28 protein-coding genes are annotated in these 26259 nt (G+C 65.4%); 9 read left to right on the top strand and 19 right to left on the bottom strand.

The features are described from left to right. Positions 1-330 precede the first annotated feature (330 nt). Entirely contained in the window at positions 331-744 is a 414-nt protein-coding gene (locus AC1DVR_RS18770; protein ID WP_478002135.1) for an OsmC family protein, read from the top strand. On the opposite strand, the gene AC1DVR_RS18775 is transcribed toward AC1DVR_RS18770, so the two are convergent. The 10 genes from AC1DVR_RS18775 to AC1DVR_RS18820 form a co-directional block, all read right to left on the bottom strand. Then, on the bottom strand, positions 734-1645 hold the full coding sequence (locus tag AC1DVR_RS18775) for an ABC transporter permease (RefSeq protein WP_478002136.1): 912 nt from the start codon (positions 1643-1645) through the stop codon (positions 734-736). The genes AC1DVR_RS18770 and AC1DVR_RS18775 overlap by 11 nt on opposite strands. Then, positions 1642-2718, bottom strand: coding sequence for an ABC transporter permease (locus AC1DVR_RS18780; RefSeq protein WP_478002137.1), 1077 nt, complete (start codon positions 2716-2718; stop codon positions 1642-1644). The genes AC1DVR_RS18775 and AC1DVR_RS18780 overlap by 4 nt, the downstream gene beginning before the upstream one ends. Continuing rightward, a complete protein-coding gene (locus AC1DVR_RS18785) occupies positions 2715-4232 on the bottom strand; it encodes an ABC transporter ATP-binding protein (protein ID WP_478002138.1) in 1518 nt (505 codons plus the stop codon). The genes AC1DVR_RS18780 and AC1DVR_RS18785 overlap by 4 nt, the downstream gene beginning before the upstream one ends. Position 4233: 1 nt before the next feature. Next, positions 4234-5325, bottom strand: coding sequence for a BMP family ABC transporter substrate-binding protein (locus AC1DVR_RS18790; protein ID WP_478002139.1), 1092 nt, complete (start codon positions 5323-5325; stop codon positions 4234-4236). A gap of 18 nt (positions 5326-5343) precedes the next feature. Beyond that, positions 5344-6714 (bottom strand): amidohydrolase, encoded by a 1371-nt coding sequence (locus AC1DVR_RS18795; protein WP_478002140.1) that lies wholly within the window; start codon positions 6712-6714, stop codon positions 5344-5346. Next, entirely contained in the window at positions 6714-7355 is a 642-nt protein-coding gene (locus tag AC1DVR_RS18800; RefSeq protein WP_478002141.1) for a glutathione S-transferase family protein, read from the bottom strand. Before AC1DVR_RS18800 ends, AC1DVR_RS18795 begins: the two co-directional genes overlap by 1 nt. After that, positions 7352-8191 (bottom strand): aromatic ring-hydroxylating dioxygenase subunit alpha, encoded by an 840-nt coding sequence (locus tag AC1DVR_RS18805; protein WP_478002142.1) that lies wholly within the window; start codon positions 8189-8191, stop codon positions 7352-7354. The genes AC1DVR_RS18800 and AC1DVR_RS18805 overlap by 4 nt, the downstream gene beginning before the upstream one ends. Beyond that, positions 8188-8802, bottom strand: a complete 615-nt coding sequence (locus AC1DVR_RS18810; protein WP_478002143.1) for a Rieske 2Fe-2S domain-containing protein — start codon at positions 8800-8802, stop codon at positions 8188-8190. The genes AC1DVR_RS18805 and AC1DVR_RS18810 overlap by 4 nt, the downstream gene beginning before the upstream one ends. 152 nt (positions 8803-8954) lie before the next feature. Beyond that, positions 8955-9266 (bottom strand): acylphosphatase, encoded by a 312-nt coding sequence (locus AC1DVR_RS18815; protein WP_478002144.1) that lies wholly within the window; start codon positions 9264-9266, stop codon positions 8955-8957. Then, the gene (locus AC1DVR_RS18820; RefSeq protein ID WP_478002145.1) at positions 9232-9663 is read right to left on the bottom strand and encodes a GAF domain-containing protein; all 432 of its coding nucleotides are present in this window, start codon (positions 9661-9663) and stop codon (positions 9232-9234) included. The genes AC1DVR_RS18815 and AC1DVR_RS18820 overlap by 35 nt, the downstream gene beginning before the upstream one ends. Positions 9664-9819: 156 nt before the next feature. Here AC1DVR_RS18820 and AC1DVR_RS18825 point away from each other — a divergent pair, with 156 nt between their 5' ends. After that, a complete protein-coding gene (locus tag AC1DVR_RS18825) occupies positions 9820-11178 on the top strand; it encodes a chloride channel protein (protein ID WP_478002146.1) in 1359 nt (452 codons plus the stop codon). Here the strand turns inward: AC1DVR_RS18825 and AC1DVR_RS18830 are convergent. Continuing rightward, positions 11175-11543 (bottom strand): hypothetical protein, encoded by a 369-nt coding sequence (locus AC1DVR_RS18830; protein WP_478002147.1) that lies wholly within the window; start codon positions 11541-11543, stop codon positions 11175-11177. The two genes, AC1DVR_RS18825 and AC1DVR_RS18830, sit on opposite strands and share 4 nt — an antisense overlap. Before the next feature lie 120 nt (positions 11544-11663). On the opposite strand from AC1DVR_RS18830, the gene AC1DVR_RS18835 reads away from it, so the two are divergent. Continuing rightward, positions 11664-11903, top strand: a complete 240-nt coding sequence (locus tag AC1DVR_RS18835) for a GlsB/YeaQ/YmgE family stress response membrane protein (RefSeq protein ID WP_478002148.1) — start codon at positions 11664-11666, stop codon at positions 11901-11903. Between the two features lie 3 nt (positions 11904-11906). Here AC1DVR_RS18835 and AC1DVR_RS18840 read toward each other — a convergent pair whose 3' ends face one another. The 4 genes from AC1DVR_RS18840 to AC1DVR_RS18855 all read right to left on the bottom strand — a co-directional run bounded on the left by AC1DVR_RS18840 (position 11907) and on the right by AC1DVR_RS18855 (position 16309). Next, positions 11907-12416, bottom strand: coding sequence for a TetR/AcrR family transcriptional regulator (locus tag AC1DVR_RS18840; RefSeq protein ID WP_478002149.1), 510 nt, complete (start codon positions 12414-12416; stop codon positions 11907-11909). 171 nt (positions 12417-12587) lie between these two features. Next, on the bottom strand, positions 12588-13760 hold the full coding sequence (locus AC1DVR_RS18845; protein ID WP_478002150.1) for a DUF1501 domain-containing protein: 1173 nt from the start codon (positions 13758-13760) through the stop codon (positions 12588-12590). Positions 13761-13766: 6 nt separating this feature from the next. Next, the gene (locus AC1DVR_RS18850) at positions 13767-15122 is read right to left on the bottom strand and encodes a DUF1800 domain-containing protein (RefSeq protein ID WP_478002151.1); all 1356 of its coding nucleotides are present in this window, start codon (positions 15120-15122) and stop codon (positions 13767-13769) included. 98 nt (positions 15123-15220) lie between these two features. Further along, positions 15221-16309, bottom strand: a complete 1089-nt coding sequence (locus tag AC1DVR_RS18855) for a hypothetical protein (protein WP_478002152.1) — start codon at positions 16307-16309, stop codon at positions 15221-15223. Positions 16310-16596: 287 nt separating this feature from the next. On the opposite strand from AC1DVR_RS18855, the gene AC1DVR_RS18860 reads away from it, so the two are divergent. The 3 genes from AC1DVR_RS18860 (at position 16597) to AC1DVR_RS18870 (ending at position 20300) form a co-directional block, all read left to right on the top strand. Further along, on the top strand, positions 16597-18603 hold the full coding sequence (locus AC1DVR_RS18860) for a glycosyltransferase family 2 protein (protein ID WP_478002153.1): 2007 nt from the start codon (positions 16597-16599) through the stop codon (positions 18601-18603). Positions 18604-18759: 156 nt separating this feature from the next. Continuing rightward, positions 18760-19575, top strand: coding sequence for a hypothetical protein (locus AC1DVR_RS18865; protein WP_478002154.1), 816 nt, complete (start codon positions 18760-18762; stop codon positions 19573-19575). Continuing rightward, a complete protein-coding gene (locus AC1DVR_RS18870; protein WP_478002155.1) occupies positions 19575-20300 on the top strand; it encodes an FkbM family methyltransferase in 726 nt (241 codons plus the stop codon). Before AC1DVR_RS18865 ends, AC1DVR_RS18870 begins: the two co-directional genes overlap by 1 nt. Here AC1DVR_RS18870 and rnhA read toward each other — a convergent pair whose 3' ends face one another. From rnhA to AC1DVR_RS18890, 4 genes are read right to left on the bottom strand one after another with little or no spacing between them, the layout of a single operon-like run. Further along, positions 20301-20756: a ribonuclease HI gene (gene rnhA, locus AC1DVR_RS18875; RefSeq protein WP_478002156.1), complete on the bottom strand. Its 456-nt coding sequence runs from the start codon at positions 20754-20756 to the stop codon at positions 20301-20303. Next, positions 20756-21703 (bottom strand): 4-hydroxy-3-methylbut-2-enyl diphosphate reductase, encoded by a 948-nt coding sequence (gene ispH / locus AC1DVR_RS18880; RefSeq protein WP_478002157.1) that lies wholly within the window; start codon positions 21701-21703, stop codon positions 20756-20758. The genes rnhA and ispH overlap by 1 nt, the downstream gene beginning before the upstream one ends. A 34-nt stretch (positions 21704-21737) precedes the next feature. Beyond that, positions 21738-22298, bottom strand: coding sequence for a hypothetical protein (locus AC1DVR_RS18885; protein WP_478002158.1), 561 nt, complete (start codon positions 22296-22298; stop codon positions 21738-21740). Between the two features lie 40 nt (positions 22299-22338). Further along, the gene (locus AC1DVR_RS18890) at positions 22339-22914 is read right to left on the bottom strand and encodes a LabA-like NYN domain-containing protein (protein ID WP_478002159.1); all 576 of its coding nucleotides are present in this window, start codon (positions 22912-22914) and stop codon (positions 22339-22341) included. 151 nt (positions 22915-23065) lie between these two features. On the opposite strand from AC1DVR_RS18890, the gene folK reads away from it, so the two are divergent. From folK to AC1DVR_RS18905, 3 genes are all read left to right on the top strand, one after another. After that, positions 23066-23647 carry a 2-amino-4-hydroxy-6-hydroxymethyldihydropteridine diphosphokinase gene (gene folK / locus AC1DVR_RS18895; RefSeq protein WP_478002160.1) on the top strand — a complete coding sequence of 194 codons (582 nt, stop codon included), beginning with the start codon at positions 23066-23068 and terminating at the stop codon, positions 23645-23647. Positions 23648-23735: 88 nt separating this feature from the next. After that, positions 23736-24089 (top strand): DNA-directed RNA polymerase subunit omega, encoded by a 354-nt coding sequence (gene rpoZ, locus AC1DVR_RS18900; protein ID WP_478002161.1) that lies wholly within the window; start codon positions 23736-23738, stop codon positions 24087-24089. 41 nt (positions 24090-24130) lie between these two features. Continuing rightward, a complete protein-coding gene (locus AC1DVR_RS18905) occupies positions 24131-26248 on the top strand; it encodes a RelA/SpoT family protein (RefSeq protein WP_478002162.1) in 2118 nt (705 codons plus the stop codon). Positions 26249-26259 lie beyond the last annotated feature (11 nt).

Below are 26259 nucleotides of genomic sequence, written 5' to 3' on the forward strand. Positions count from 1 at the left end.
GATGGATGGCTCGCCCTATAGTGGCGCGGCGGGGGGAGGTGCGTCAACCGATTGATGCGCGCTTTGCCCGGTTCCGGGGGGAGCGGACGCAGGGTCAATATGCCGCAGCACGGCACCTGCGCGCCCAGTCCCGACATTTTTTGGGCATTATCGTCGGATTTCGACGTTAATTTAGGCATTTCGCCGGGTGGGGCCAAAGCGCCGGGATCGGGCGGCCTCCCGCGCGGGGCGCCAGTCCGGCCGGCGGTCGTCATCGGGCGCATCTGCCGCATTGCAACGTGCCGCAAAGCGCGCAGGATCAAGCCGTCGCCAAACCGTCAGGAGAGTCCCATGCTGGAATACAAGGTCGCTGCCCGCCGGACCTCAAGCCACGGCGCCGAGGCCACCACCAAAGAGGCGCTTATCGTGCTGGACACCGACCTTGCCGGGCGTCCCGATGCGTTCAACCCCGCCGAGCTTCTGCTGGCCAGCCTCGCCGCCTGCATCCTGAAAGGGGCGGAGCGGGTGCTGCCTTTGCTGAACTTCTCCCTGCATGGGATCGATGTCGCCATTCAGGGCCAGCGTCAGGATGCCCCGCCGAAGATGACCAGGATCACCTATCAGATCGTGGTGGACACCGAGGAAAGCGACCAGCGGCTTGACCTTCTGCACCGCAACATCCGCAAATACGGCACGATTTCCAACACTCTCGCCGATGCGCTGGATCTCTCGGGCACCATCGCCCGACGCCAGATCACCCCCTGAACGGCTGCCCCAGCGAGGCGACCGAGTTCAGGCGCAGCCGCCTGCGGTTGGACGAGATCACCGCCAGCATCAGGATCGTCACCCCGTAAGGGATGCAGGCCAGAAGCTGCGAGGGCACCGCCACCCCCATCGCCTGCGCGGTCAGGTCAGTCAGGGAAAGGGCGCCGAACAGAAAGGCGCCAAAGACCACGCGCCCGGTCTGCCAGGTGCCAAAGACCACCAGCGCCAGCGCGATCCAGCCCCGGCCCGCGATCATCCCATCGGCCCAAAGCGGCGTGTAGACGGTCGAGGCATAGGCCCCCGCCAGCCCCGACAAGGCCCCGCCAAAGGCAATCGCCCCGCAGCGGATCGACAGCACTGGAAAGCCGAGCGCCCGCGCCGCCTGCGGATTCTCCCCCACCGCGCGCAAAACCAAGCCCAGCCGGCTGTGGTTCATCACCGCCCAGATCGCCAGCGCCAAAGCCAGGGTCAGCCAGACCACCACATCCTGCGCGAAAAGCCCTCCGACCCCCGGCAACTCCGCCAATCCCGGCACCGCCAGCTTGGGCAGCGGGATCAGCGTCTGGCTCTCAAACGCCTTGCCAAACAGCGCGGAGAGCCCCTGCGCCAGGATCCCCACCGCCAGCCCCGCCACGACCTGATTGGCGACAAAGCCCAGCGCGAGCGCCGCAAAAACCAGCGAAATCGCCACCCCGCCCAAGCCCGCCGCCAGAAACCCCAAGGCGTGGCTGCCGCTCGTATAGGTCACGACAAAGCCCAGCGCCGCGCCAAGGGCCATCATCCCCTCCAGCCCGAGGTTCAGGACGCCCGATCGCTCCGTCACCATCTCGCCCAGCGCCGCCAGAAGCATCGGCGTCGCGGCGGCGAGCATGCCGGCCAGAATGAACTCCACCGCGCTCACGATGCGGCCCCCCGGCGCGGCACCCAGACCAACCGGTTGCGGATGAAGATCAGGCTGGCGAGGTAAAAGACCAGAAGCAGCCCCTGAAACACATAGACCCCCGCCACCGGCAGATCGGCCGACACCATCGCATTATCCCCGCCGATATAAAGCGCCGACATCAGGAAGGCCGAGATCACGATGCCCAAGGGGTTCAGCCCGCCCAGATAGGCCACGATGATCGCGGCATAGCCGTAGCCCGTGCTGACCGAACGCTGCAGCTGCCCCAAAGGCCCCGCCACCTCGCAGGCCCCGGCAAAGCCCGCCGCCAACCCGCCGAGCAGCAGGCTCAGCCAGATGCCCCGGCTTTCGCTGAACCCGGCATAAGTCGCCGCCCGTGGCGCCAGCCCGCTGACCAGCAGCTGATAGCCCGAAAACCTGTGCCGCATCATCACCCAGGCCAAAGCCGACACCGCCAAAGCCGCCAAAAGCGAGATATTGACCCGCGTGTCCGGCAACAGGATCGGCAACAAGGCCGCATCGGGAAAGGTCACCGATTGCGGAAAGTTGAAGCCATCCGGGTCCTTCCACGGCCCCAAGAGCAGATAGTTCAGCACCTGGGTCGCAATCAGCGTCAGCATCAGCGTCACCAGAATCTCGTTCGCGTTGAACCTTGTGCGCAGCAAGGCTGCAATGCCGGCCCAAAGCATCCCCGCCAAGGCCCCCATCGCAATCATCGCGGGCAGCATCCAGCCCGAGGTACCTTCAGGATACCAGACCGGCAGCGCCGAGGCCGCAATCGCCCCGATGATCAACTGCCCCTCGGCCCCGATGTTGAAGACATTGGCGCGAAACCCGATCGCCAGCCCCTGCGCGATCAGGATCAGCGGCGCGGTCTTCAACAGCACTTCCGAGAAGTTGTACCAGCTGAGAAACGGCTCCAGCAGCAGCGAATACAGCGCCTGCCCCGCCGGTTTGCCCAGCAATGCAAACAGGATCAGACTAGCCAAGGCACTGAGCGCCAGGGAAATCACCGGCGCCACAACCATCGCCAACCGCGAGGCGCGCGCGCGGCGGATCAGAACCAGCCTCATGCCGCGCCCTCCGCGCCCGCGCCGATCATATAGGCGCCGATCTGATTGACCGTGGTGGATTTGGTGGCCAACGCCGGCGAAAGCCGCCCCTTGTGCAGGACGTGGAGCGTGTCGCAGATCTCGAACAACTCCTCGATTTCTTCCGAGATGACCAGAACCGCCACACCCGCATTGCGCATCGCCACCAGCCTTTGGCGGATCTGGGTCGCCGCCCCGATATCCACGCCCCATGTGGGTTGCGAGACCAGAAACATCTGCGGCGCCAGCATCACTTCGCGGCCCATGATGAATTTCTGCAGATTGCCGCCCGACAGCGCCCCCGCCTCGGCCTCGGGCCCCGGCGTCCTCACGTCGAAATCCGCGATGCAGGCGGCGGTGAAGGCGCGCTCCGCCCGGCGCGAGATGAACCCGCGCTTCACCAGCCCCTGCCCATGCGCCGTCAGCAAAGCGTTATCGGCCAAGGACATCTCGGGCACCGCCCCGCGTCCCAGCCGCTCCTCAGGCACAAAGGCAAAGCCGAGCTTGCGGCGGCCTGCTGCCCCCATATCCCCTACCGCCTGCCCCATCAGCCGCACCGCATCACGCTGCGACCGGGGCAAACTGACCTCGCCCGAGATCAGCGCCGCCAATTCCTGCTGACCATTGCCCGAAATCCCCGCGATGCCGACAATCTCGCCGCTGTGCACCGCCAGCGAGATCCCCGCCAGCGAGATGCCGAACGGGTCGTCATTGGCAAAATCGAGGCCCGAAAGCTGCAACCGCACCTCACCCAGACCATGCGGCGCCGGGTGCAACGCCGCCGGCATCTCGTGCCCGATCATCAGCCGGGCGAGCTCCTGCGCCGAATGCTGCGCCGGGTCGACCCGCCCGGTGACCTTGCCCAGCCGCAGGATGGTGGCGCGGTCGCACAGCTCCTTGATCTCTTCCAGCTTGTGGCTGATGAACAGGATCGCCATGCCCTTGGCCTGCAACTTGCGCAGGGTTTCAAACAGGCGCTGCACATTCTGCGGCGGCAGGACCGAGGTTGGCTCGTCGAGGATCAGAAGTTCGGGGTTCAGGAGCAGGCAGCGGATGATCTCCACCCGCTGGCGTTCCCCCACCGACAGGGCATGCACCATCGCGGCGGGGTCGACTGAAAGCCCGAACTCCTCGCCCAAGGCGCGGATGCGGCGGGAAAGGTCGGCCTGCGCCCCTGGCACCACCAGCGCCATGTTCTGCACCACGGTCAGCGTCTCGAATAACGAGAAGTGCTGGAACACCATCCCAATCCCCAGCCGCCGCGCATCGGCGGGGCTGGAGAGGCGCACAGGCTGGCCCTTCCACAGGATTTCACCCTCGTCCGGCGCCTCCACCCCATAGATCAGCTTCATCAGGGTGGATTTGCCGGCACCATTCTCGCCCAGGATGGCATGGATCGACCCGGCCTCGACCGCCAGATCGATGCCGGAATTGGCCACGACCCCGCCGTAGCGTTTCGATACACCCGAAAGCGTCAGCAGCGGGGTCGTGCCCATCTTATTTCGGCAGCGGCGTGGTGACGCCCTTCACATGCCAATCCATCGACAGGATCGCGTCATCACCCAGCGTGACGCCCGCCGCCACATGTTCGGCGCCGCTTTGGTCCATGATCGGCCCGGTGAAGGGCGAGAAGGCGCCCGAGGTCAGCTTGGCCTCGGTCTCGGTGATCTTGGCCATCAGATCGGCGGGCACATCGGCACTCCAATCCTCGACGATCACGCATTTGTCGGCCATGCCGAGCCAAGCCGAGCTGCCCTTGAAAGTGCCCGCCAGATGCGCCGCCACCGATTGCTTGAAGAAGGGCGCCCAGTCGGTCGCCACACAGCCGAGGTATTTCTTCGGCGCATAGGTCTTCATCGAGGAGTTGAGGTTGAAGACATAGGCCCCCGCCGCCTCGCAAGCCGTCACCACCGAAGGCGTGTCCTGCGCGTTGGAGAAGATCACGTCGCAGCCCTGCGACAGCAAGGCCTTGGCGGCGTTCTGTTCCGACGCCGGGTCGAACCACGAATTCACCCAGACCACCGAAACCTCGATGGACGGGTCCACCGACTGCGCGCCCAAGGTCCAGGCGTTGATCGAAGTGATCAGTTCCGGGATGGCAAAGGCGCCGACGCAGCCGATCTTCTTGGTCTTGGTCAGGGCGGCGGCGGCCATGCCCATCAGGTAGGTGCCCTGATAATAGCGCGCCCCGAAGGGCGAGAAGTTCGGCGCGGTCTTGTAGCCGGAAGCATGCAGCACCGTCACCTCCGGGTGCTTCTTGGCCAGCTTCAAGCCGCCTTCCATATAACCGAAAGAGCCGAGGATGACGAAGGTGTTCCCGTCCGCCACGGTCTTGTTCATGATGCGGTCGCCGTCCGGGCCCTCGGCCACGTTTTCCAGCACGGTCACCTTGATCTTGTCGCCATATTCGGCCTCCAGCGCCTTGGTGCCGAGCTCCAGCGTATGCGACCAGCCCACATCAGCGGCGGGCGAGGGCACGATCAGCGCCACTTTCAGCACATCGGCGGCAAAGGCCGGAACCGGCAGCGCCAAGGCGGTGCCTGCGGCGAGCGAGGTTTTCAGAAAGGCGCGGCGGTTGACTTGTGTCATGGGTTTTCCTCTGTTGGATCAGTTTGTTATTGTGTGAAGGGCGGCTTCGGCCTTGGCGAAAAGGTCGCGCTCATCGAGGCCGGGGAAAGCGCCATCGGCCCAGACGATGCGCCCGTTGATCATGGTCATATCCACCGCCATGCCGACGCCGACCTTGGCCAGAAGGCTCGCCGGGTCATGCCGCGTGCCGACATAGTCGAGCCTGCGGGTGTCGATGGCGAACAAATCCGCCGCCATGCCGGGCGCCAAAGTGCCGATATCCTTGCGCCCCAGCACATCCGCGCCGCCCTGGGTCGCGTAGTGCAGGAAGGCCGAGGGTTCGGGCACCGGATGCTTGCGGCTTTTTGCCACCAGACATTGCAGCATGTAGCCGGAATGGATGCAGTGCATCAGGTTGGAATTGTCATTCGACGCGGTGCCATCGACGCCAAGCCCCAGCCGCAGCCCAAGGGCCTGCATCGCGGGAATGTCGGTGACCTCGGCGCCGACCAGATGGACTGGCTCGGGGCAATGGGCGACGCCGGTCCGGCTCGCGGCCAGCTGCGCCAGCTCGCCATGCGACAGCTCCCAGCAGTGGGCGTACCAGACGTCCGGGCCGGCAAAGCCGATGTCTTCCAGATAATCCACCGTCCGCTTGCCGGTGCGGGCCTGCATCACCGGGCTTTCGCCCTCGCCCACATGGGTGTGCAAAAGCACGCCCTTGTCGCGCGCAAGGCGGACCGATTCCACGAAAGTCTCCCGATACCCATTGACCGGCTGACAGGGCGAGACCGCCACTTGCCGCATGCTGAAGGGCCCGGCATCGTGGTAGCTGTCGATCAGCCGCTCGCAATCGGCGAGGAACTCATCCGTCGTCTCCAGCATCTCGTCGGGGATCGTGCTGCCCTCCGACTTCGGCAAGGAGTTGCCGCCGCGCCCCGCGTGCAGGCGGATGCCGAACATCGCGGCCGCCTCGAACTGGCGGTCGACGATGCGGGAGCCGGCATGGCGGGGGAAATTGTACTGGTGGTCAAAGGCGGTGGTGCAGCCGTGCTTGATCAGCTCGGCCAGCGCCACCACGGTGGAATGGTAAAAGGCATCCTCGGTCAGACGGGCGAAGATCGGATAGATCCGGTCCAGCCATTCGATCACCGAAAGCTTGGTCCAGTCCAGATCGGCGCGGTTCCTCACGAAGGTCTGGAAGAAATGGTGATGGGTGTTCACCAGACCCGGGTAGACAAACCACCCCGTCGCATCAAGGACTTGGGTGCCGGCAGGCAGGGGGCCGCCGGACAAGTCCGCCCCGATGGCCCTGATCGCGGGGCCTTCGATCAGGATGTCCTGCCCGGTCCGAACCGGTGCCGTGGCCGAGCTGACAATCGCGGCGCAGTTCTTCAGCAGGTAGCCCATCACACCGCCTCCGCCGCAGTTTCCGGTGCGGGGCGGAGTTCATGCAGACGGTGAATGCCCGGCATCTCGATGAACCGGTCCAAAGACCGCAGCGCCCGGCTCCACAATCGGACCGAGGGATAAGCATCAAGGGTCACCCCGCCATCCGCCGCCAGCGCCACGGCGGGGAAGCAGGCGATATCGGCAATCGAGGGCGCATCACCGACCAGCCAGATGCCACCCGCAAAGCGGCGTTCCACCAGATGCGCCTCGATCTCGCGCAGGCAGTCATGCCCTGCGGCGCGCAGGGCCTCGATGTCGCCGGGGTAAAGCAGCATGTCATGCAGCCGCGCCATGCCCAGGCTGGCACCAAGCCGGGCCGAGAAGGCCAGCCATTGCTGCACCTGCGCGGGGGCGCCGCCCATCCAGCCGGTTCCTTCAGCCAGATGCACAAGCATGGCGGTGCTTTCGGTCAGGGTCAGGTCGCCATCGACCAGAACCGGGATTGTCCCCGCCGGGTTGATTGCCCGAAAGGCCGCCGAGCGATGCTCGCGCCCCGGATGGAAATCCACCGCGACCTGGTCCAGCTTCACGCCCACCAGCGCGGCCATCAGGCGCACCTTGTAGCAGCTGGCACTCAGCACATAGTCGTAAAGGATCATGCCGCCACCATCTGCGCGCCGTAGGTCAGGCCCCGCCGCTTCAACCAGCGCCGATAGGCGATCGAGGTGAGGTCGGCCTGGGTCGGAATCTCCATCCCCGGGTCGAGCGGCAACAGCCGCGGGATCTGGTTTTCCAGGATCGAGCGGTCCTGCAGGAAGATCATCTGCTGAAAGGCGATCAGTTCGGCTTGCGGCGTCGTGTCGTCATAAAGCGCCATCCAGGGCCAGACATCGCACAGCTCTTCCGTCAGGGGCTGGACGAAAATCGCGATCACGTCCCATGCGTCGGGCCTGACCGGGCAGGTCTTGTAGAGGACCGAGGCAGTGGGCGCCGGCACCCGGTACATATATTCCGTCACGATGCCGCCCTCGGCCGATTTCGCGGCCTGCGGCTGGTAGAAATGCACCTTGGTCGCCCAGACTTCATCCACCTCCTCGCGGATCTGCACCTCGTAGCGGTTGACTTCGGTATGCGGCTCGGCCCCCAGAATATCGGTGTGGACAAAGGGGAAATGCGCGATGTCGAGGAAGTTTTCCACCGCGCGCAGGGGCGAGCATTTGACCCGCACCACGCCCACATCGACCAGACGGCGGCCGGGTTGATCGGCCTCGGGAATGGCGAACAACGGATGCGCATGCGTGCCAGGGCAGGCCCAGACATGGCCATAGGCCAGGGTCACCGCCAGATCGCCCGCAGCCGAGGTCACCCGGATGCCCGAAGCATCGCGGAAGACGCGGATCGCCGCACCCAAAAGCTGGGTGTCGCGCCCGGCTTCGGTGACCATCGCGGTCATTCCCACCGGATACCATTGGTTCAAAACCGCAGGACTGATCATGCCGCCGCTCCCTCTTCCACCTGCCGCCGCAAGCCCTCCAGCCAGCGCGAGACGGCGACCCGATCCCCCGCCGCATCGCACAGAGCGTGCACCGTGGTCTGGCCTGAGGCGCGGCGCTGCAACACCAGACACAGCGCCACCGGACGCCCGCCCAAATCCACCGTACCGCGCAAGATCCCCTCGCCCGCAAACCCCGCCACCACCACCGGCGCGTCAAGGGTCAGCGAGCGGACGGGGGCAAACCCCGCAAGGTCCGGCAAAGCCTCTTCGGTGCCGGCAGGTGCCACCCAGATCACGCCATCCGCCTCGGCACAGGCAAAGGCCGTGGCGCGAATGGCCGCGGGCGGCACGAGGTCGGGATGCGCCGGGATCCGGCTGCAAGCGCCCGAGGTGCCATAGACCCAGCCGTGATAGATGCAGGACAGCGTCTCGCCCCGCACGAAGCCATGGCTCAGCCGCATGCCGCGATGCTGGCAGCGGTCCTTCCAGGCCGCAATCCGGCCCGAGGCACTGCGCCAGATCGCCAGATCCTGCCCGCCCCAGGCGCCCGCCATCACCACCCCGGCGGGGAGGTCCTGCGACAAGCCATTGGCGACCCAAGCTGATGTCATTCGTCTTCAACCTTTCCCCGGCGCCCTCCGGCGCTGCTGCCGCATTGCAGCCCAAGGCCCGGCAAAATGCACGTCCCGAGACGCTTTGCTCGCCAATAAAAGCCCTCAAATTGGGCGACACCCCGAAAGATGATCACAAATCAGGCGCAGGTCTAAGCCGAATCCGACGGCTCTGCGGGGTTTTTCGGTTTGCGCAGGACCTGATCCACCATGACCTCCTGTGGGCCAAGGCTGCAGCCCAGCGCCATGGCGTCCAGAAGGTCGGGCGGGCCCGAGACCGTCACCTCGACCAGATCGGCCCGCTGCGCCTGAACCGAGGCGAGCAGCCCCAGCCGCCCGGCATGGCGCAGGATCCAGCCGGGAAACACCGCGGCGCCGACATCGCCGGTGATCGCAAAGCCCTCGGTCCGGGTTGCGGGCGCGCCCAGATCAGCCGCCCGCCATGGCGGACAAAAGCACCGCATGGTCGCGGGCGATCAGCGCCTTGTAAACGGCGAGCTTTTCGGGCGTGAAATGATGCTCCTCGGCCAGAAGGTTGACGGTGCCAAGCACCGGCCCGCCTTCGGCAAAGATCGGGATGTTGATACAGGAGCCGAGGCCAAGCGAGGTGATCAGCGCATGGTCAAAGAAGTATTTCGCGAACTCCGGCACGGTATTGGCCACGAAAACCTGCCGCGCGGCGATGCACTGGTCATACCAGCCATCCTTCTCGATCGGCTTGGTGCCGCTGACCGGATATTCCACCGGATGCGAGGTATAGGACCGGCGCGCCAGGCCCGCGGCCTCGTCCTGCACGGTCACGGTGAACAGAAGCGTGCCCAGGGCCGCGCAATCGGTGTGGAGGGTGTCATATATGCTCATGACGCGCATATCGCCACAGGCCCGCGGGCAAGACAAGCCGGGATCGCACGCGAAATTGTGCAGGAAATGCGCGGGAAGATCGGCGCCACGCCGAAAGCCCGCTTGTCACGCAGCGCCTTGCGGCGCAAACCGGGATCACCCCTGCAGGAGACCGCCATGTCCGCCAAACGCAAGATCCGCATTCCGGTGATGCGCCGTTCGCGGGCGCTGATGGCCTCGTCGCGGCTGTGGAAATCGCGGCTGGTGTTCTGGGCCGGGGCCTTGGCGACCGGCGTGATCTCGGCCGGGTTCGCGGTGGCGGCGGACCGGGCGCAGGGCCTGTTTGCTTCAATGACCGCGGGGGGCTGGCACCGCTGGCTGCCCTTGCTGATCACACCCCTGGGCATGATGTTCAGCGCCTGGATGGCCTACCGCCACTTTTCCGGCGCGCAGGGCAGCGGCATTCCCCAGGCCATCGCCGCCCGCCACCTGCGTGACGACGAGGAAAGGGCGCATCTTCTGTCGCTGCGGCTGGTCTTCGGCAAGATCCTCCTGACCATCCTCGGCCTCGCCACCGGCGCTTCGATCGGGCGCGAGGGGCCGACGGTGCAGGTCGGCGCCTCGCTCATGCTGTTGTCGGCGAGGGTCGGCGGGATGGCCCATGCCAAGGGGCTGATCCTCGCCGGATCGGCGGCCGGGATCGCCGCCGCCTTCAACACGCCCTTGGCCGGGATCGTCTTTGCGATCGAGGAGATGTCGCGCGCCTATGACTCGCGCTCGAACGGCGTGGTCCTGTCGGCGGTGATCATCGCGGGTGTGGCCGCCCTGGGGCTGCAGGGCAGCTACACCTACTTTGGCGTCATGCAGGACACCGCGCGCTTTCCCGGCGACTGGCCCCTGGTCATCGCCTGCGGCGTCTGCGGCGGGGCTTTCGGCGCGGTCTTCAGCGCCCTGACGCTGCGGATCGGCCGCCGCCTGCGCCGCTGGCACGCCGGGGCCGAGTGGCAGAAGGTGGTGATGGTGGCCGGTGTCGCGGGCCTGGTCGTCGCCTGCGTCGGCATCGCGACCGGCGGCCTGACCTTCGGCACCAGCTACGCCGAGGCCCGCTTGGTGGTCGAGGGCCATCCCCTGCCCTGGTACTTCTTCCTCGGCAAGTTCGTGGCCACCCTCGCCTCGACCGTCTCGGGCATTCCGGGCGGGCTCTTCGCGCCCTCGCTCGCCGTCGGCGCGGGGCTTGGCAGCGTGATGGCCATGGCCTTCGGGTCCAGCGCCGGACTGGCCGCGGTTCTCGGCATGTCAGGCTATTTTGCCGGTGTCGTGCAGGCGCCGATGACCGCCTTCGTCATCATCATGGAAATGACCGGCACGCATGAAAACGTGGTGCCGATCATGGCCGCGGCGATGCTGGGCTATGGCACCTCACGCCTGATCGCGCGCGAGCCCTTGTATCATGCGCTGAGCCGGATCTGGGTCGCCGACACGATCCGCAAGATGCGCCATGCCGCGGCGGAAGTCCCCGCAACACCGCTGCCCTAAGCCTTGGTCCCGTCCCAGCGCCCCGATGACAGGATCGTCCAGCCCTCGGCGGCCTCCGGCGCCGGCGGCGGCGTGGCGCCCTGTTCCCAGACCATCAGGAGGATATGGTCCGGCGCCGTCGTGCCCGCCTCGGCCATGGCCTGCCACAGCAGCCCGAACCCCTCCATCATCAGCCCTTCGGCATAGAAGGGGATCTCCTCGGCATCGAGCATCTCGGTCGCGTCATCCTGAACCTGCCAGCCCTCTTCGACCTCGGCGGCCCACAGCACTTCGCCCTCAAGCCCGGGATGACGGGCGGCAAGGCGGGCGAGCGGGGCCAGAAAGGCCTCGGGGGTCGGGGCGGGTGTGGTTGCGGGTCCGGTCATGGCCGCAGTCCTGCCGCAAGCCTCGCCTCCTGGCAAGAGGTCCCTTCCATTTGCCCTCCCCGCTGCCCATATCTGCCAAGGGGTGCGGCGGTTCAGAACCCACCCAGGCCGGAGGATCTGATGCCGTTCATTCTGTTGCTGGTGGTGGGCGCTGCGGCGGGGTTTCTTGCCACGCGGATGATGCGGCTGCAGACCGACATCCCCACGACCATCGCCATCGGCGTCGGTGGCGCCATCATCGGCGGCCTGGTGATCCGGGTCCTGGTCGAGCTTACCAGCTACATGGCGGGCTTTGTCGGCGCCATCCTCGGCGCCCTCGTGCTGATCTGGCTGTGGAAAACCTACATCCGCCGCCGCTGAGGCCTACGACAGCCGCTTCAGCGCATCCTTCAGCTTGAAGCCCTTCTCGCCGGTGCCCTCCCACAGGATCTGCCCCTGCCAGGCCGAAAACACCATGGCGGCGCGTTCGGCGTCGTGCAGCCGCGCGGTGAGCAGGCCTTCGACCCTTGCCCGCCACTCCGCCGCCCGCAACCGCAGCCTTGCATGGCGCAGGCTGCCCGCCAGCAAGGCCGCCATCGGCAGGCTGGCGCTGCGCTCGGTCAAGGCCTTCAGAAGCGCCTGCGGCCCCTTGTCATTGGCCACGACCTCGGACTCGACCTCCGAGGCCAGGTCATCCAGAATATCCCAGCCCCAGGCCAAGGCCGCCTCGACCATCGCCGGCAGCCCGCCATAGCGCTGCACCAGCGAGGCCCCGGCCAGCCCGGTCGCCCGCGAGACCGAGGAGAAGGCCACCGCCTTCTCGCCCTCGGCAGCGATCAGCTGAAGGATGGCGGAAAAAACCTGGGAATCGGGAAGGGTGCGGGGACGGGCCATGGCGCAACGGTAGCCAAGCCTCCGGGAATGGCAAGCCGAACCTCGGGCTGAGCCCACAGCCCTACCGCCCTTTCGCCCCCGCGCCGGCCTGCGGCCCAACGCCGCGCCGGTTGGCCGCAGGCCAGAGGCGAGACAAGGACTTGCGCCGCAGGCGCGCCGTTTTTTACCCGCTTACAACAGGATCCCGGGGTCCGAACCAAGATCCAGCCCGGGAAACACGCTCGACTGCAGGCCCGCGGCCTCAACGCCGAACATGTGGCGCAGCGCCCAGGCCGGATAGGCCCGCACGTCGCCCGTGGGCATCAGATCGCGCTCGGCCAAGAGGTTGCCATCGCCAAGCCCGGGCCATTTGCCCAGCACGCGACCGCCCTTGAGCGCGCCACCCGCCAGCACCGCCATGCCGCCGGTGCCATGGTCGGTGCCGCCGGTGCCGTTTTCCCGCGCGGTGCGGCCGAACTCGGTCATCGCCAGCACCAGCGTCGTGCCCCAGGCCTTGCCCAGCGCCGCTTTCATCGCAATCAGCGCATCCGACAGGCCGGTCAGCTGCAGCACCATGGTCTTTTGCTGCATGTTATGGGTGTCCCAGCCGCTGAACGAGAAGCTGGCGATCCGCGAGGGGCCCAGCAGCCGTTCCGCCACATAGGTGCCAAGCAGGTCATAACCCGGCCCGCCCTTGGGCAGCGTCGCCCCATCCAGATTGCGCACCAGATGCTGCGCCTCGGCATAGGGCTCGGCGAACAAGGGGTCGGCGGCATTGACCGCGTTCAGCAAGGATTGCCCCTGCGCGGACAGCGGGCTTTCGGTGACCGGATACCAATGGTCGGTGTCATGCGCCCCGTCGAGGATCAACAGCCGCTGCTGGCCGACCGAAACCGCGGTGTCCTTGTGCGCGCCGGGGATCAGCGACAGGGCCCGGTTCATCCAGCCGTCGTGATTGGGCGTCAGGCTGCCATCGGCGCCGCCGGTGCCGTTTTCCAGCGCATCCTGCCCGATGAAATGGCTGCGCCCGGTGCGGTAGGGCGTGGCCACGGCATGGGCAAAGGCCAACTCGCCGGCCTGCCACAGGGGCATCATCCCGGCCGCCGCCGGGTGGAGCGTGAAGAAGTCGTTCAACGCCGGCCCGTCGCCCGCATCGGCGGCAAGCTTCGGGCGCAGGCCGGCATAGGCCGGGTCGCCCACCGGGCGCACCACATCCAGCCCGTCCATCGCCCCGCGCAGCACGATCACCACCAGACGGTTCTCGCCCGGGGCGGCGGCAAAGGTCACCGGCGTCAGCAGGGGCGAGGCCGCCACCGAACAGCCGATCAGAAAGGCACGGCGCGACATCAACAGATCATGGGCCATCTCGGGCTACCTCCGGCTGAATTCGGGCGAGGCGATCAGCACGGCCAATCCCTCCCAGCGCTGTTCGGCGCCCGCCACGGCGCGCAGCAAAAGCGGGCTGGCCGTGTCGCCCAGCGCGAAATTGGTCAAGGCGACCGGATCGGCCCGGTCGCCGGTGGCGCGGGCCAGATCGACGGCAAAGTCGACGCGGGCCGCCATCATCGGCGGGGTCATCCAGCCGCTGGCGACCTCGGGCCAGCCATCGGGGCGCAAGGCCTTGAAGGGCACCTGCCCCATGCGGCCCACGGCCGCGGGGATCTGCATGGATTTCTTGTTGAAGCCGGCCATCCCCTGCTCCTGTCCGCTCAACCCCATCAGGCGCAGACCCGCAGCCGCATATTCCTGCGGGCTGCGCACCTTCTGCCGCGCCGGGTCGCTGGCGGCGGGATGCTGCAACAGGGTGCGGTAGACCGGCACCAGCTGGGTGTCGTTGGCGAGATAGGCCGCAGACAGCGCCTGCACCAGATCAGGCGGCGGCACATCGGCGATGAAATGCCGCGCCATGAAGAAAGCCACCGCATCCGCCGTCTCCTGGCGATGCGCCACGGTTTCGACAAAGCGGCTGATCTGGTCCATCCCCTCGCCATAGGTGGCGCCAAGGATGGTCTTTTCCCCCGGCTCGGCCCGGGCTTTCATCACGCGCGGGCCGGTCTCGTCATTCGCCATCCCGGACAGAAGCTTGGCAAATTCCGTCACATCGGCCTGGCTGTAGCCATGGCCCATCGTATGCAGTTCCAGAAACTCGCGCGCGAGATTCTCGTTCAGCCCCAGGCCCTTCTTCAGCCCGATCGGCGAATGCGGCCCGATCGAATCGGTCTGGGTCAGATAGACCTGCATCGCCGGATGCCAGAGCGTCGCCTGCAGCATATCGGCATAGCGCCCGGCGATATGGGGCCGGATCGCCTCGTCCCGGAACGACTGGATATAGCGCCCGACCCCGGCCGAGACGTTGGACACGGTGATCCGGTTGGCCCAGAGGTTCACCAGCCGCTCGACAAAGAACAGATCCGCCACCGCGGGACGCGAGACGAAGCTTTGCAGGTCCATTGCCTCCATCGCCTTCAGCTGCATGCCGGTGTCGCTGAGGTCGGCATCCTTCGGCGCGACATTGTTCTTCAGCGCCATCTGCTTTTCGCTGCGAAACGACGCGATCATCGTCAGCCGCTCGGTCAGAGGCGGGCGGTCCCAGACCGCGGCAGCGGGGTCCTTGGCCGACAACTGGGCCAAAAGCCGCTCCGGCTCCACCCCGCCGGGCGCAGGGGTCGTGCCTGCACGCGGGCCATAGCCAAAGCGAATTTCCTCAATCAGACTCGATGCGTCCACGGCAGCCTCCGATCAGGTTCTGATCCCAGATGGGCCTGCCTGCCGATCAGATCAACTGACATTTCCGCGATTTGCCGTGCACCGCCGCAGGCCCTGCCCTATTCGGCGGCTTCCTGCCCGGATGCGCTGTCGTCGGCCGGCGCGCTGGCCTCAGCCGGCGGCAAAGCGCCGGTTTTTTCCGCTTTCTTGAGAGCGCGGGCCCGGTTGCGTTCCTTGCGCTCACTCTTGTCGGCGGTGTTTTCGACCTTGGGCCCCTTGGCCAGGTTCTTCTCGAACCGGCGCTTGCGGCGCAGCGCCTTGGGGTCGTCCTCGGCCTCTGCCTCGTCAGCCAGGGCGACCTTCTTGATGCCGACATGGGTGATCAACAGCTGCTTGGCATAGGCCGACAGGCCCAGTTCCTTGATCAGCGCCCATTGGCGGTAATGCACGGTGAAGATCTCGCGGTCGGTCGGCAAAGGCTCGCCCCGCGCCTTGCCGCCGAGGATGAAATGCTGCGCATCGGGGAGCAGGTTCCAGGTCAGCCCGGCCTTCTGGATCGCCAGGGGCAGGCTCATCTGGTCCAGATAGGGCCGCTTGGCGGGCAGGTCGGGGGCCGCGTCCAGCGTCTGGGCGACCTCCATCCAGACCTCGGGAAAGCTCTTGCCCTCAGGCGTCCGGTAAGCTTCCGGGAAGGAAAACAGCCCCGAAGAGAAATAGGGCATCCGCCCATTGCCCTTCTTCTGCTTCATCAGGCGGATGCGCTCGGTCGGCATCTCCATCCCGGCGGCTTCATAGATCGCGGGCCAGATCGACTGTTTCGCCCAGCCCATCGAGGCGGCCGGCGTCAGGGAAACGCAGCCCTCCTTGATGATGTTCTCGACCTTGTTGGGCCGCAGCGTCAGAATATCGCTGTCCATGAAACAGGAAAATTCCGTGTCGCGCTTCTCCAGCGTGGCGAGGATCTTGTTGCCATGCGGATAGGCCGGCGAGAAGCGCCCTTCCGTTTTCATGCTGCGCAGATCGCAGCCCAGTTTGGCCAGAACCGCCTTCACCTCGGGATGGACGAGGTCGATCTTGTGCTCCGGACAATAGCCGACCAGCGCCACCGTATCCCCGAAATTCTCGCGCAGCGAGGCCGAGAGATAGACCGCCATCACCTGATATTCCGGCGGCTCGACAATGAAATAGACGGTCAGCTTGGGGGCCATGCAATCCTCGATCCGTTCGCAGCGCCCCGCGTCGGTCGGGGCATGGCACCGGGGTGCCTAGTTGTCGTAACAGGCACCGGTGGGGCGTCGGCCCTTCGGCGCGGGTTCGTTCTGGCCGAACCATGCGCAAGCGGCACGGCTCTGTCACCCGTTTTGTGGCATCGCCGCCCGATTTGCCTCCGATTCGGGGCCAAACTGCCGGTTTTGGGCCGCTCCGCCCCGGCAAACAGCTTGCCGCCGCTTCGCCGCCGCGCCTAGGATCGCGCCAAAAGGGCGGGCAGGACCAGATGAGCGAAGACGCGAGCGAAAAGGCGGCGAAACCGGCCAAGGGCGGCGGCAAGGGGCAAGGCGGCGGCAAGGGTGGCGGCGGCCGGGCTGGCGGTGGGCAGGGCGGCGGTGGCAAGGGAGGCCCCGCGAAGAAACTACGCCTGCTCGCCCCGCTGGAGGGTCGCCCGCGTGGCGCGGCACCGCTTTGGGGCAGCGTCGATTTCCCGCTGAAAGCGCATCAAAGCCCGCATGGCCAGGTCACCGCCGTCTCGATGATGAAGGACGAAGGCCCCTATGTCATCGAATGGGTCGCCCATCACCTGGCGGTCGGTTTCACCGACCTTGTGGTCTATACGAACGATTGTTCGGATGGCACCGACGACATGCTGATCCGGCTGGAAGAGCTGGGTCTCGCCCACCACCGCCGCAACGTGATCCCCGAGGGCATCCGCCCGCAACCCTCCGCCCTGAACTACGCACAGGAAGAGCCTGTCGTCGGCCTCTCCGACTGGGTCATGGTGTTTGACGCCGACGAGTTCCTCTCGATCCGCTATGGCGACGGCACGCTCGACGACCTCATCACCGCCGCCAAGGCGCAGGATGCCAATGGCGTCGTGGTGACCTGGCGCATCTTCGGCTCGGGCGGGGTGGTGGACTGGTCGCGCGATCCGGTGACCGAACAATACCGCCTCGCCGCCCCCACCACCTGGAACAAGGGCTGGGGGGTCAAGACCCTGTTCCAGTTCGACCCCGACTATTGGAAGCTCGGTATCCACCGGCCCAAGATGAAGACCCGCCACATCAAGACCGATTTCCCCGACCGGGTGAAATGGCTGACTGGGTCCGGCGCCGTGATGGAGGATTACTTCAAGTTCCGCGGCTGGCGTTCGATCACCCGCACCGTCGGCTACGACTGGGTCCAGCTGAACCACTACGCGGTGAAATCGGTCGACAGCTACGCGATCCGCAAGCTGCGCGGCAATGTCAACAACAAGAAAGACAAGTATAATTCCGACTACTGGTCGCTGCAGGACCGCAACGAGGTGCGCGACGACACCATGCTGCGCTACACCGCGCGCCGCAACGAGATCATCGAAGCCCTGCTGTCGGACCCCGAGCTGAACCGCCTGCACCACGCCGCCCTTGCCCGCGCCGAAAGCCGCCTGGCCGAGCTGCGCGGGACCGAAGCCTATCAGCTTCTGGTCGCCGACCTCGCCCGCGCGAGCCAGGTGCCGATCAGCCAGATCGTCGCCAAACCACCCCAGGCCCGCGACAAGGAAAAGATCGCCGCCCTGATGACCGAGGTCGAAAAAAGCCGCAACGCCAAGGCGAAAGAGGACCGCAAGGGCGAGCCAAAGACCATCGCCCCCCAGGTGCCGATGGGGCTTTATGTGCCCGGCACACCGGATGTCTCGGCCGATCTGCCGCTGGATTGGGTGGAAAACCACGGGCTGAACCTGCCGCTGGATGGCCGCATCTTCCCGCCCTCGGCCCTGGCCCTGATTACCGCGGGCAAGTTCGACCGCGGTCTGGCGCGCAAGCTGCCGCAGGTCATCCCCAAGGCCTGCGCGGTGCTGGAAATCGGCGCGGCGGTGGGTTTCATCGGCCTGCATCTGGCGCGCGAAAGGCCCGACCTGCGCCTGACCCTGCAAGAGGACAACCCGAGCCTGCGCGCCACATTGGAGCGCATCATGGCCAAAAACGAACGATCGTTCACCGACCGTTTCGCCCTGTCTGACGCCACCCTCTCCGACCCCGCCGCAGCGATGGCCGCCCTCGTCCACAGCGTCAAACCCAAAGTCCTCCTGCTGGCCGACCCGCGCCTTTCGCCCGAGGTTCTGGCCGCCGCCCTGCCCCGCCTCGCCCCCCTTCCGGCGCAGATCCTGCTCTACGGCCGCCTGCTCGAAAGCTGGCACGACCGCCTGCCCGAGGTCGCTTCCCTGCTGGAGGAGCTGGACTACGCCCCTGCCTTCAGCTTTGACCCCAATGTCGCGCGCGGCTTTCAGCTGGGCGATGATGCCGACTGAACCCGCCTTCTGCCGCCATTCTGCCCCGCCAGCGCCGCGATATGCCCGCAGTTGGGCAACACATTCCGCCAGCGGGGCTGAATCGGTCCATCGCTGGACAGAACGCAACCCCTCCGGCATTGTGCCGGAAAACCAGACATTTCTTTGAGGTTCCTGATGAGCACTGAAGTCCGCCGCCCCGTCGCCTCGCTTTGGATCGGCGAAAAGCTGCATTACCTCAACCAGTTGTGCCTGCTCAGCCATGTGCAGCAGGGCCATCCGACCACCCTTTACTGCACCGATACGGTCAGCAACGTCCCCGACGGCGTCATCGTCAAACCCGCCTCCGAGATCATGACGATCGACCGCGAGATCGTGGCGCAAACCTCGGAAAGCTTCCTCTCCAACGTCTTCCGCTACAAGATGATCCAGGCCACCGATGCGGTCTGGATCGACTGCGACGCCTTCTGCCACAAGCCCTTCCCGGACGAGATGCAGAACATCTACGCCGGCCACGGCATGCGCGGCGCCCTGAACTGCGGCGTGGTCTATATCCCGAAAGACGGCGAGCTGATGGGCCGCCTGTTGGATTACTACTTCAACCTGCCCGATGCGCCGCCGTGGTTCTCCAAGCACCAGCGCAAGAAGATCGAAAAGCAGGACCCGAAACTGCCGCTCGCCGTGCGGATCTACAATGCCGAGCGCACCGCCTTCGGCCCGCAGGCCTTCACCTATTTCGCCCAGCAGACCGGCGATTACGAAAAGGCCCTGACGCCGGATTACCTGTATCCGGTGCCCTTCCAGTTGAACGACGTCTTTTACGACCCCTATGGTCGGGTCGAGGGCCACTTCACCGACAACACCCTCTCGGTCCATCTCTACACCAACGGCACCAAGCCCTGGTGGCGCAAGAACCCGCCGCTGCCCGGCTCTTATGCCGCGCGGATGTGCGAGCAGGTCGGCATCGACCCGAGCAAGGCTCTGGAAGAATGATGGACCAGAGCGCCGCCGACCCTCTGCCCGAGGCCGAGGTCGACAGCCCGGCCGAACCCAAATCCGCCGCCGAGAAAAAGGCGCAGAAGATGGTCCGCCGTGCCAAGCGCGACCTGCGCAAGGCCTGGGCCGAGGGCTACATGAAGGGCATCACGACCCTGCTTCGCCCCGGTGATCTGGTCTTCGATCTGGGCGCCAACAAGGGCGAGGTGACCGAGGTTCTCGCCGCCACCGGCGCCGATGTCGTGGCCTTTGAGCCCGACCCGGTGACCTTCGCCAAGCTCATCGCCCGATTTGAAGGCCGTGCCAATGTGCGGCTGGTCCATGCGGCGGTCGGCGTCGGCTCCGGCACGGTCACCCTGATGCGCGGCGCCAATTTCGACGACAACGAGGCGCAGGCTTCGGTCAAAAGCTCCATCCTGGCCGGCGGGCGCGGGGTGGATGCGGGAAATTCGGTCGAGGTGCCCCTGATCGACTTCCCCGGCCTTGTCCGCGACGAGGTGGCCAAACGCGGCCAGATCGCTTTTGTGAAGATGGATATCGAGGGTGCCGAGCTGGAAATCCTTGAAGTGATGGACCGCGAGAACCTGTTCGAGAACATCCGCGGCCTCGTCGCCGAAACCCATGAGCGCAAGTTCCAGGACCTGCGCGAGCGTTACAAGGCTTTGCGTCTGGCGATTGCCGACCATCAGCCCAGCGGCAAGATCAACCTCGACTGGATCTGATCAGCCCTTCTTGAAGGGCGCCATCCCGGCGCGGGCCAACTCGTCGGCCCGCTCGTTCTCGGCATGGCCAGCATGGCCCTTGATCCAGCGCCAGGTCACCTTGTGGGCCAGCCGCGCCGCATCAAGCCTTTGCCACAGATCGACATTCTTGACCGGCGGGCCGCCCGCCGTGCGCCAGCCCTTGCGCTTCCAGTTGTCCATCCACTCGGTGATGCCGTTCTTCACATAGGCGCTGTCGGTGATGATGGTAATCTCGACCGGCTTGGTCAGCGCCTCCAGCGCCGAGATGGCGGCAAGCAATTCCATCCGGTTGTTGGTGGTCTGCGCCTCGCCGCCCGACAGCGTGCGCTCCTTGATCACCTGGCCACCCTCGCGCGCCAACATGAGGACACCCCAGCCGCCGGGGCCCGGGTTGCCCGAACAGGCCCCGTCGGTATAGGCGAAAAGATCGGGCATCAGGCGGGCTCCCTCAGCAGCCGGGGGACTTTGAATTCGATGTTTTCGGTCGCGGTTTCAACCACTTCCACCGTCACCGCATAGCGGGCGCGGAAGGCGTCGATCACCTCGTTGACCAGCTCTTCCGGGGCCGAGGCGCCGGCCGTCACCCCCACCGAGCGGATACCCGAAAGCGCGCGCCAGTCGATATCCGCCGCGCGCTGCACCAATTGCGAATAGGCGCAGCCCGCCGCCTTGCCTACCTCGACCAGCCGCTTGGAGTTTGACGAGTTCGGCGCCCCGATCACCAGCAAAGCATCAATCTTGCCCGCAATCGCCTTGACCGCCGCCTGGCGGTTGGTGGTGGCGTAGCAGATGTCTTCCTTGTGCGGCGCCGCAATCAGCGGAAACCGCGCCTGCAGGGCCGCGACGATGCCAGCGGTGTCATCGACCGACAGCGTGGTCTGGGTGATATAGGCGAGCTTCGCCGGATCGCGGACCTGAAGCCCCGCCACATCCTGAGGCGTTTCGACCAGCAGAACCTCACCCTCGGGCAATTGTCCCATGGTGCCAATGGTTTCGGGATGGCCGGCATGGCCGATCATCACCATCTGCAAGCCGTTCTCCGAATGCCGCGCCGCCTCGTTATGGACCTTGGTCACCAGGGGACAGGTCGCATCCACCGCAATCATCGCCCGCGCTTCTGCCGCCAAAGGCACCGATTTCGGCACACCATGGGCCGAGAAGATCACCGGACGATCGGTGGGGCAATCGTCCAGCTCCTCGACAAAGACCGCACCCTTCTCGCGCAGGGCGTCGACGACGAATTTGTTATGCACGATCTCGTGGCGCACATAGACCGGCGCGCCCCATTTCTGCAGCGCCAGCTCGACGATCTTGATCGCCCGGTCAACGCCGGCGCAAAAGCCGCGCGGGGCGGCGAGGTAGAGGGTCAGGTCCTGGGTCATGATGGCCAGACCTAATGCCAAGCCTGCGGCGCGTCTAGTCCGGTGCGTCAAAGTAATAGGGCCCGCGCGCCAGTTCCTGCAGATGGGCGGCCAAAGCCTCGGCCTCCGCCGCATCGGTGAAAGCGGTGCGCGGCACCACGATGGCGGTCTCATAATTGCGGATGAACAGATGGGTCGGCGTCAAAAGCACCTCGCCGATCAGTTCGGGGGAGAGATAGGCCACCTCACCACGGAAAATCTCGGTTCCGGCGATGCAATCGATCCATTCCTCCAGCACGCCAGGGATCGGCGCAGACACCATCCGCCGCGCCCGCAGCCGGCGCCAGAGGTCGCGGCCAAGGAAGATCAGGGCGATCAGCCCCGCCTCGACCGCCAGAAACACCGGGAACAGCCGCCCCTCCGGCGCCAGAAGCCCAGACAGCGCCCCCCCGGCGAGACAGGCCAAAGCAAAGCCGATCTTGGCCCAATCCGGCCATTCGCGGCGCAGGCGCAACAGGGCCAGGGCATCGGCCGCGGTCAGGGTGAAGTGCCAGCGCGCCAGAAGGCCGCCGTCAAAATCGCGGGGGGCCGAAGAAACAAGGGCCGGATCAGTCACCCGATCCGGCCCTTCATGGTCTGCTGCCAAGATCAAAGCCTTACTTGGCTTCGATCGAGATATCCTCACGCTCCATCTGGCGCGGTTCGCGGGGCGGGCGGCCGATGACATCGCGCAGCTCGTCCAGTTCGATGAAATTGTCGGCCTGACGGCGCAATTCATCGGCAATCATCGGCGGTTGGCTGCGGATGGTCGAAACCACCGAAACCCGCACACCCTGCCGTTGCAGGCTTTCCACCAGCGGGCGGAAATCGCCGTCGCCGGAGAACAGCACGATATGATCGACGCGGGGCGCGAGTTCCATCGCATCCACCGTCAGTTCGATATCCATATTGCCTTTGACCTTACGGCGGCCCTGGCTGTCGGTATATTCCTTGGCCGGCTTCGTCACCATGGTGAAGCCGTTGTAGTTCAGCCAATCCACCAAGGGACGGATCGGCGAGTAATCGTCGTTTTCCAGCAGGGCGGTGTAGTAGAACGCCCGCAGGAGCCTTCCTCGGCGCATGAATTCCTGACGGAGAAGCTTGTAGTCGATGTCAAATCCAAGTGCTTTGGCAGCGGCGTAAAGGTTCGAACCATCAATGAACAGCGCAAGACGCTCGTCTTTGTAAAACATCAATTTTCCCCTTCAGTCCTTTCGCCCATCCTAAAAATGCAGCGAAAGCGATAATCGTTCCAGCCCTTTGCATTTGCCCCCGGGCTGTAGCATTGAGCTATCAGCCGGGATAAGTCCTCACAAGTATCCCTATACGAAAGTGTACCGCGAAATGACGCAACGATATACAGGTGTGTTGATCGCCCTCGGCGGTAATCTGCCATGGAATGGACAAGATTCCGTTAACATTCTGAAGGCGGCTCTCGCGGCACTGGACCTTGAGGGATTGACCCTGCGCAGGGCCAGCCACTTCTATGCCACCCCCTGCTTCCCCGCAGGGGCCGGGCCGGATTATGTCAATGCTGCGGCCCTCTTGGCCACCGATCTGACGCCGCCGCAGATCCTTGCCGCCCTGCACCGGATCGAGGCCGCCTTCGGCCGCGACCGCAGCGCGCCGCAGGCCCGGCGCTGGGGCGGGCGCACGCTCGATCTGGATCTGATCGCGGTCGACGGCGAAATCTCGCCTGACCCTGCAACCTGGACACATTGGCGTGACCTTCCCCCCGAAGACCAGATCCGCACCGCACCGGAGCATCTGATTCTCCCCCATCCGCGCCTGCAGGACCGCGCCTTCGTGCTGGTCCCCCTGGCCGATGTCGCCCCCGATTGGCGCCACCCGATGCTGCAAAAGACCGTGACCGAACTGCTCCAGGCCCTGCCATTGCACGATATTGCGGCGGTTCGTCGGCTCTAACCGGGCCATGCGACCAATTTGCCGCTTGTCAAGAGATTTTCACGGGACTAGATAGTCCCTTCCCGAGCCCCCAACTATTGGAGCATCCATGGCCCGCGTGACGGTTGAAGATTGCGTTGACAAGGTTCCGAACCGGTTCGAACTGGTGATGCTGGCCGCCCATCGGGCGCGCGAGATCCAGTCCGGCTCTCCGGCCACGGTGGACCGTGACAACGACAAGAACCCGGTCGTCGCCTTGCGCGAGATCGCGGACGAAACGCAGATCGCTTCGGTCTTGCGCGAACGGATGATCGAAAGCTACCAGACCCAGATCGAGGTCGACGAGCCGGAAGACGATCAGATGGCGCTTCTGATGTCGGGTGAGATTGACCGCCCGATGCAGGACGACATGTCCGAAGAAAAGCTGCTGCGTGCGCTGATGGAAGCGCAAGGCGACAACTAAGCAGAACCCTGACCCCTCAGGGTCAGAAAGGCAGGACGGGGATGATCGACGTCGACGACCTGATCGCCCTCGTCCGCAACTACAATCCGCGCACGAACTCCGCCCTGATCCGGCAGGCCTATGCCTATGGGCTAAAAATGCACGAGGGCCAGTTCCGCAAGTCGGGCGAGCCCTATTTCACCCATCCGGTCGCGGTCGCCGCCATCCTGACCGAGCAGAACCTCGATGACGCCACCATCGTCACAGCACTTCTGCACGACACGATCGAAGACACCAAAAGCACCTATACCGAGGTCGAGCGCCTGTTTGGCCACGAGGTCGCCGAGCTGGTCGATGGCGTCACCAAGCTGACCAACCTGCAACTGTCCTCCGGCCAGAGCGAGCAGGCGGAAAACTTCCGCAAGCTCTTCATGGCGATGTCCAAGGATCTGCGCGTCATCCTGGTCAAGCTCGCCGACCGTCTGCACAACATGCGGACGATCAAAAGCATGAGCCCGGAAAAGCAGATCCAGAAAAGCCGCGAGACCATGGATATCTATGCCCCCCTCGCCGGGCGCATGGGGATGCAGTGGATGCGCGAGGAACTTGAGGATCTCGGCTTCCGCGTGCTGAACCCCGAGGCGCGCAATTCGATCATCCGGCGTTTCCTGACCCTGCAGAAGGAAAGCGGCGACGTGGTCCACCAGATCACCGCCGACATCCGCACCGTGCTGGAGCGGGAAAAGCTCGAGGCCGATGTCTATGGCCGCGCCAAGAAGCCCTATTCGATCTGGCGCAAGATGCAGGAGAAGGACCTCGCCTTCTCGCGCCTGTCGGACATCTACGGCTTTCGGATCATCTGCCTGAACATGGGCGACTGCTACCGCATCCTCGGCGCCATCCACCAGCGCTGGCGCGCCGTGCCCGGCCGGTTCAAGGATTACATCAGCCAGCCGAAGTCGAACGGCTACCGCTCGATCCACACCTCGGTGTCGGGCCGCGACGGCAAAAGGGTCGAGGTGCAGATCCGCACCCGCGAGATGCACGAAGTGGCCGAGGCGGGCGTCGCCGCCCACTGGTCCTACCGCGAGGGTGTCAGGGCCAAGAACCCCTTCGCCGTCGATCCCGCCAAATGGATCGCGGGCCTCACCGAACGGTTCAACGAAGGCGACCACGACGAGTTTCTCGAAAATGTGAAGCTCGAGATGTATTCCGACCAGGTCTTCTGCTTCTCGCCGAAGGGCGATGTGGTGCAGCTGCCGCGCGGCGCGACGCCCCTCGATTACGCCTATGCAATCCACACAAGGATCGGCAATTCCTGCGTCTCCGCCAAGATCGACGGCATCCGCGTGCCCTTGTGGACAAGGCTGAAGAACGGCCAGTCGGTCGAGATCATCACCGCCGAAGGCCAGCGCCCGCAGTCATCCTGGATCGACATCGTGACCACCGGCCGCGCCAAGGCTGCGATCCGGCGGAGCTTGCGCGAAGAAGACCGCGGCCGTTTTGTCAAGCTGGGTCAGGAACTTGCCCGCGCCGCCTTTGACCATGTGGGCCGCAAGGCCACCGACAAGGCCCTGCGCACCGCCGCCAAGATGCTCGGGCTGGCCGATGAGGTCGAGCTTCTCGCCCGCCTCGGCTCCGCCGAACTGACCGCCCGCAAGGTGCTGGAAACCCTCTACCCCGAACTTTCGACCTCGCAGGCCGACGAGGTGGACGCCCAGCGCCCGGTGATCGGCCTCGGCGCCGACCAGACCTTCAAACGCGCGCAATGCTGCCAGCCGGTCCCGGGTGAGCGCATCGTCGGCATCACCTACCCCGGCCGCGGCGTCATCGTCCACGCCATCGACTGCCGCGCGCTGGAGGAGCTGGAGGAGCAGCCCTCGCGCTGGGTCGACCTGCACTGGGAATCGGGCCGCCACGCGCCAAGCTATTCCGTCTCGCTCGACGTGGCGATTTCGAACGATGCCGGGGTGCTGGGCCGTATCTGCACAGTCATCGGCGATCAGAAAGCCAATATTTCCGACCTGAAATTCACAGAACGGAAACCGGACTTTTACAGATTGCAGATAGATGTTGACCTCCGGGATGTCGAACACCTTCATATGGTGATGACCGCCCTTGAAGCGGAGACCGATGTGGCACAGGTTGCGCGCATCAGGAATGTCGCGCGCAAGCCATAGCGCTGCCATTC

This window comes from Rhodobacter sp. P2_H5 (genome assembly GCF_056403335.1).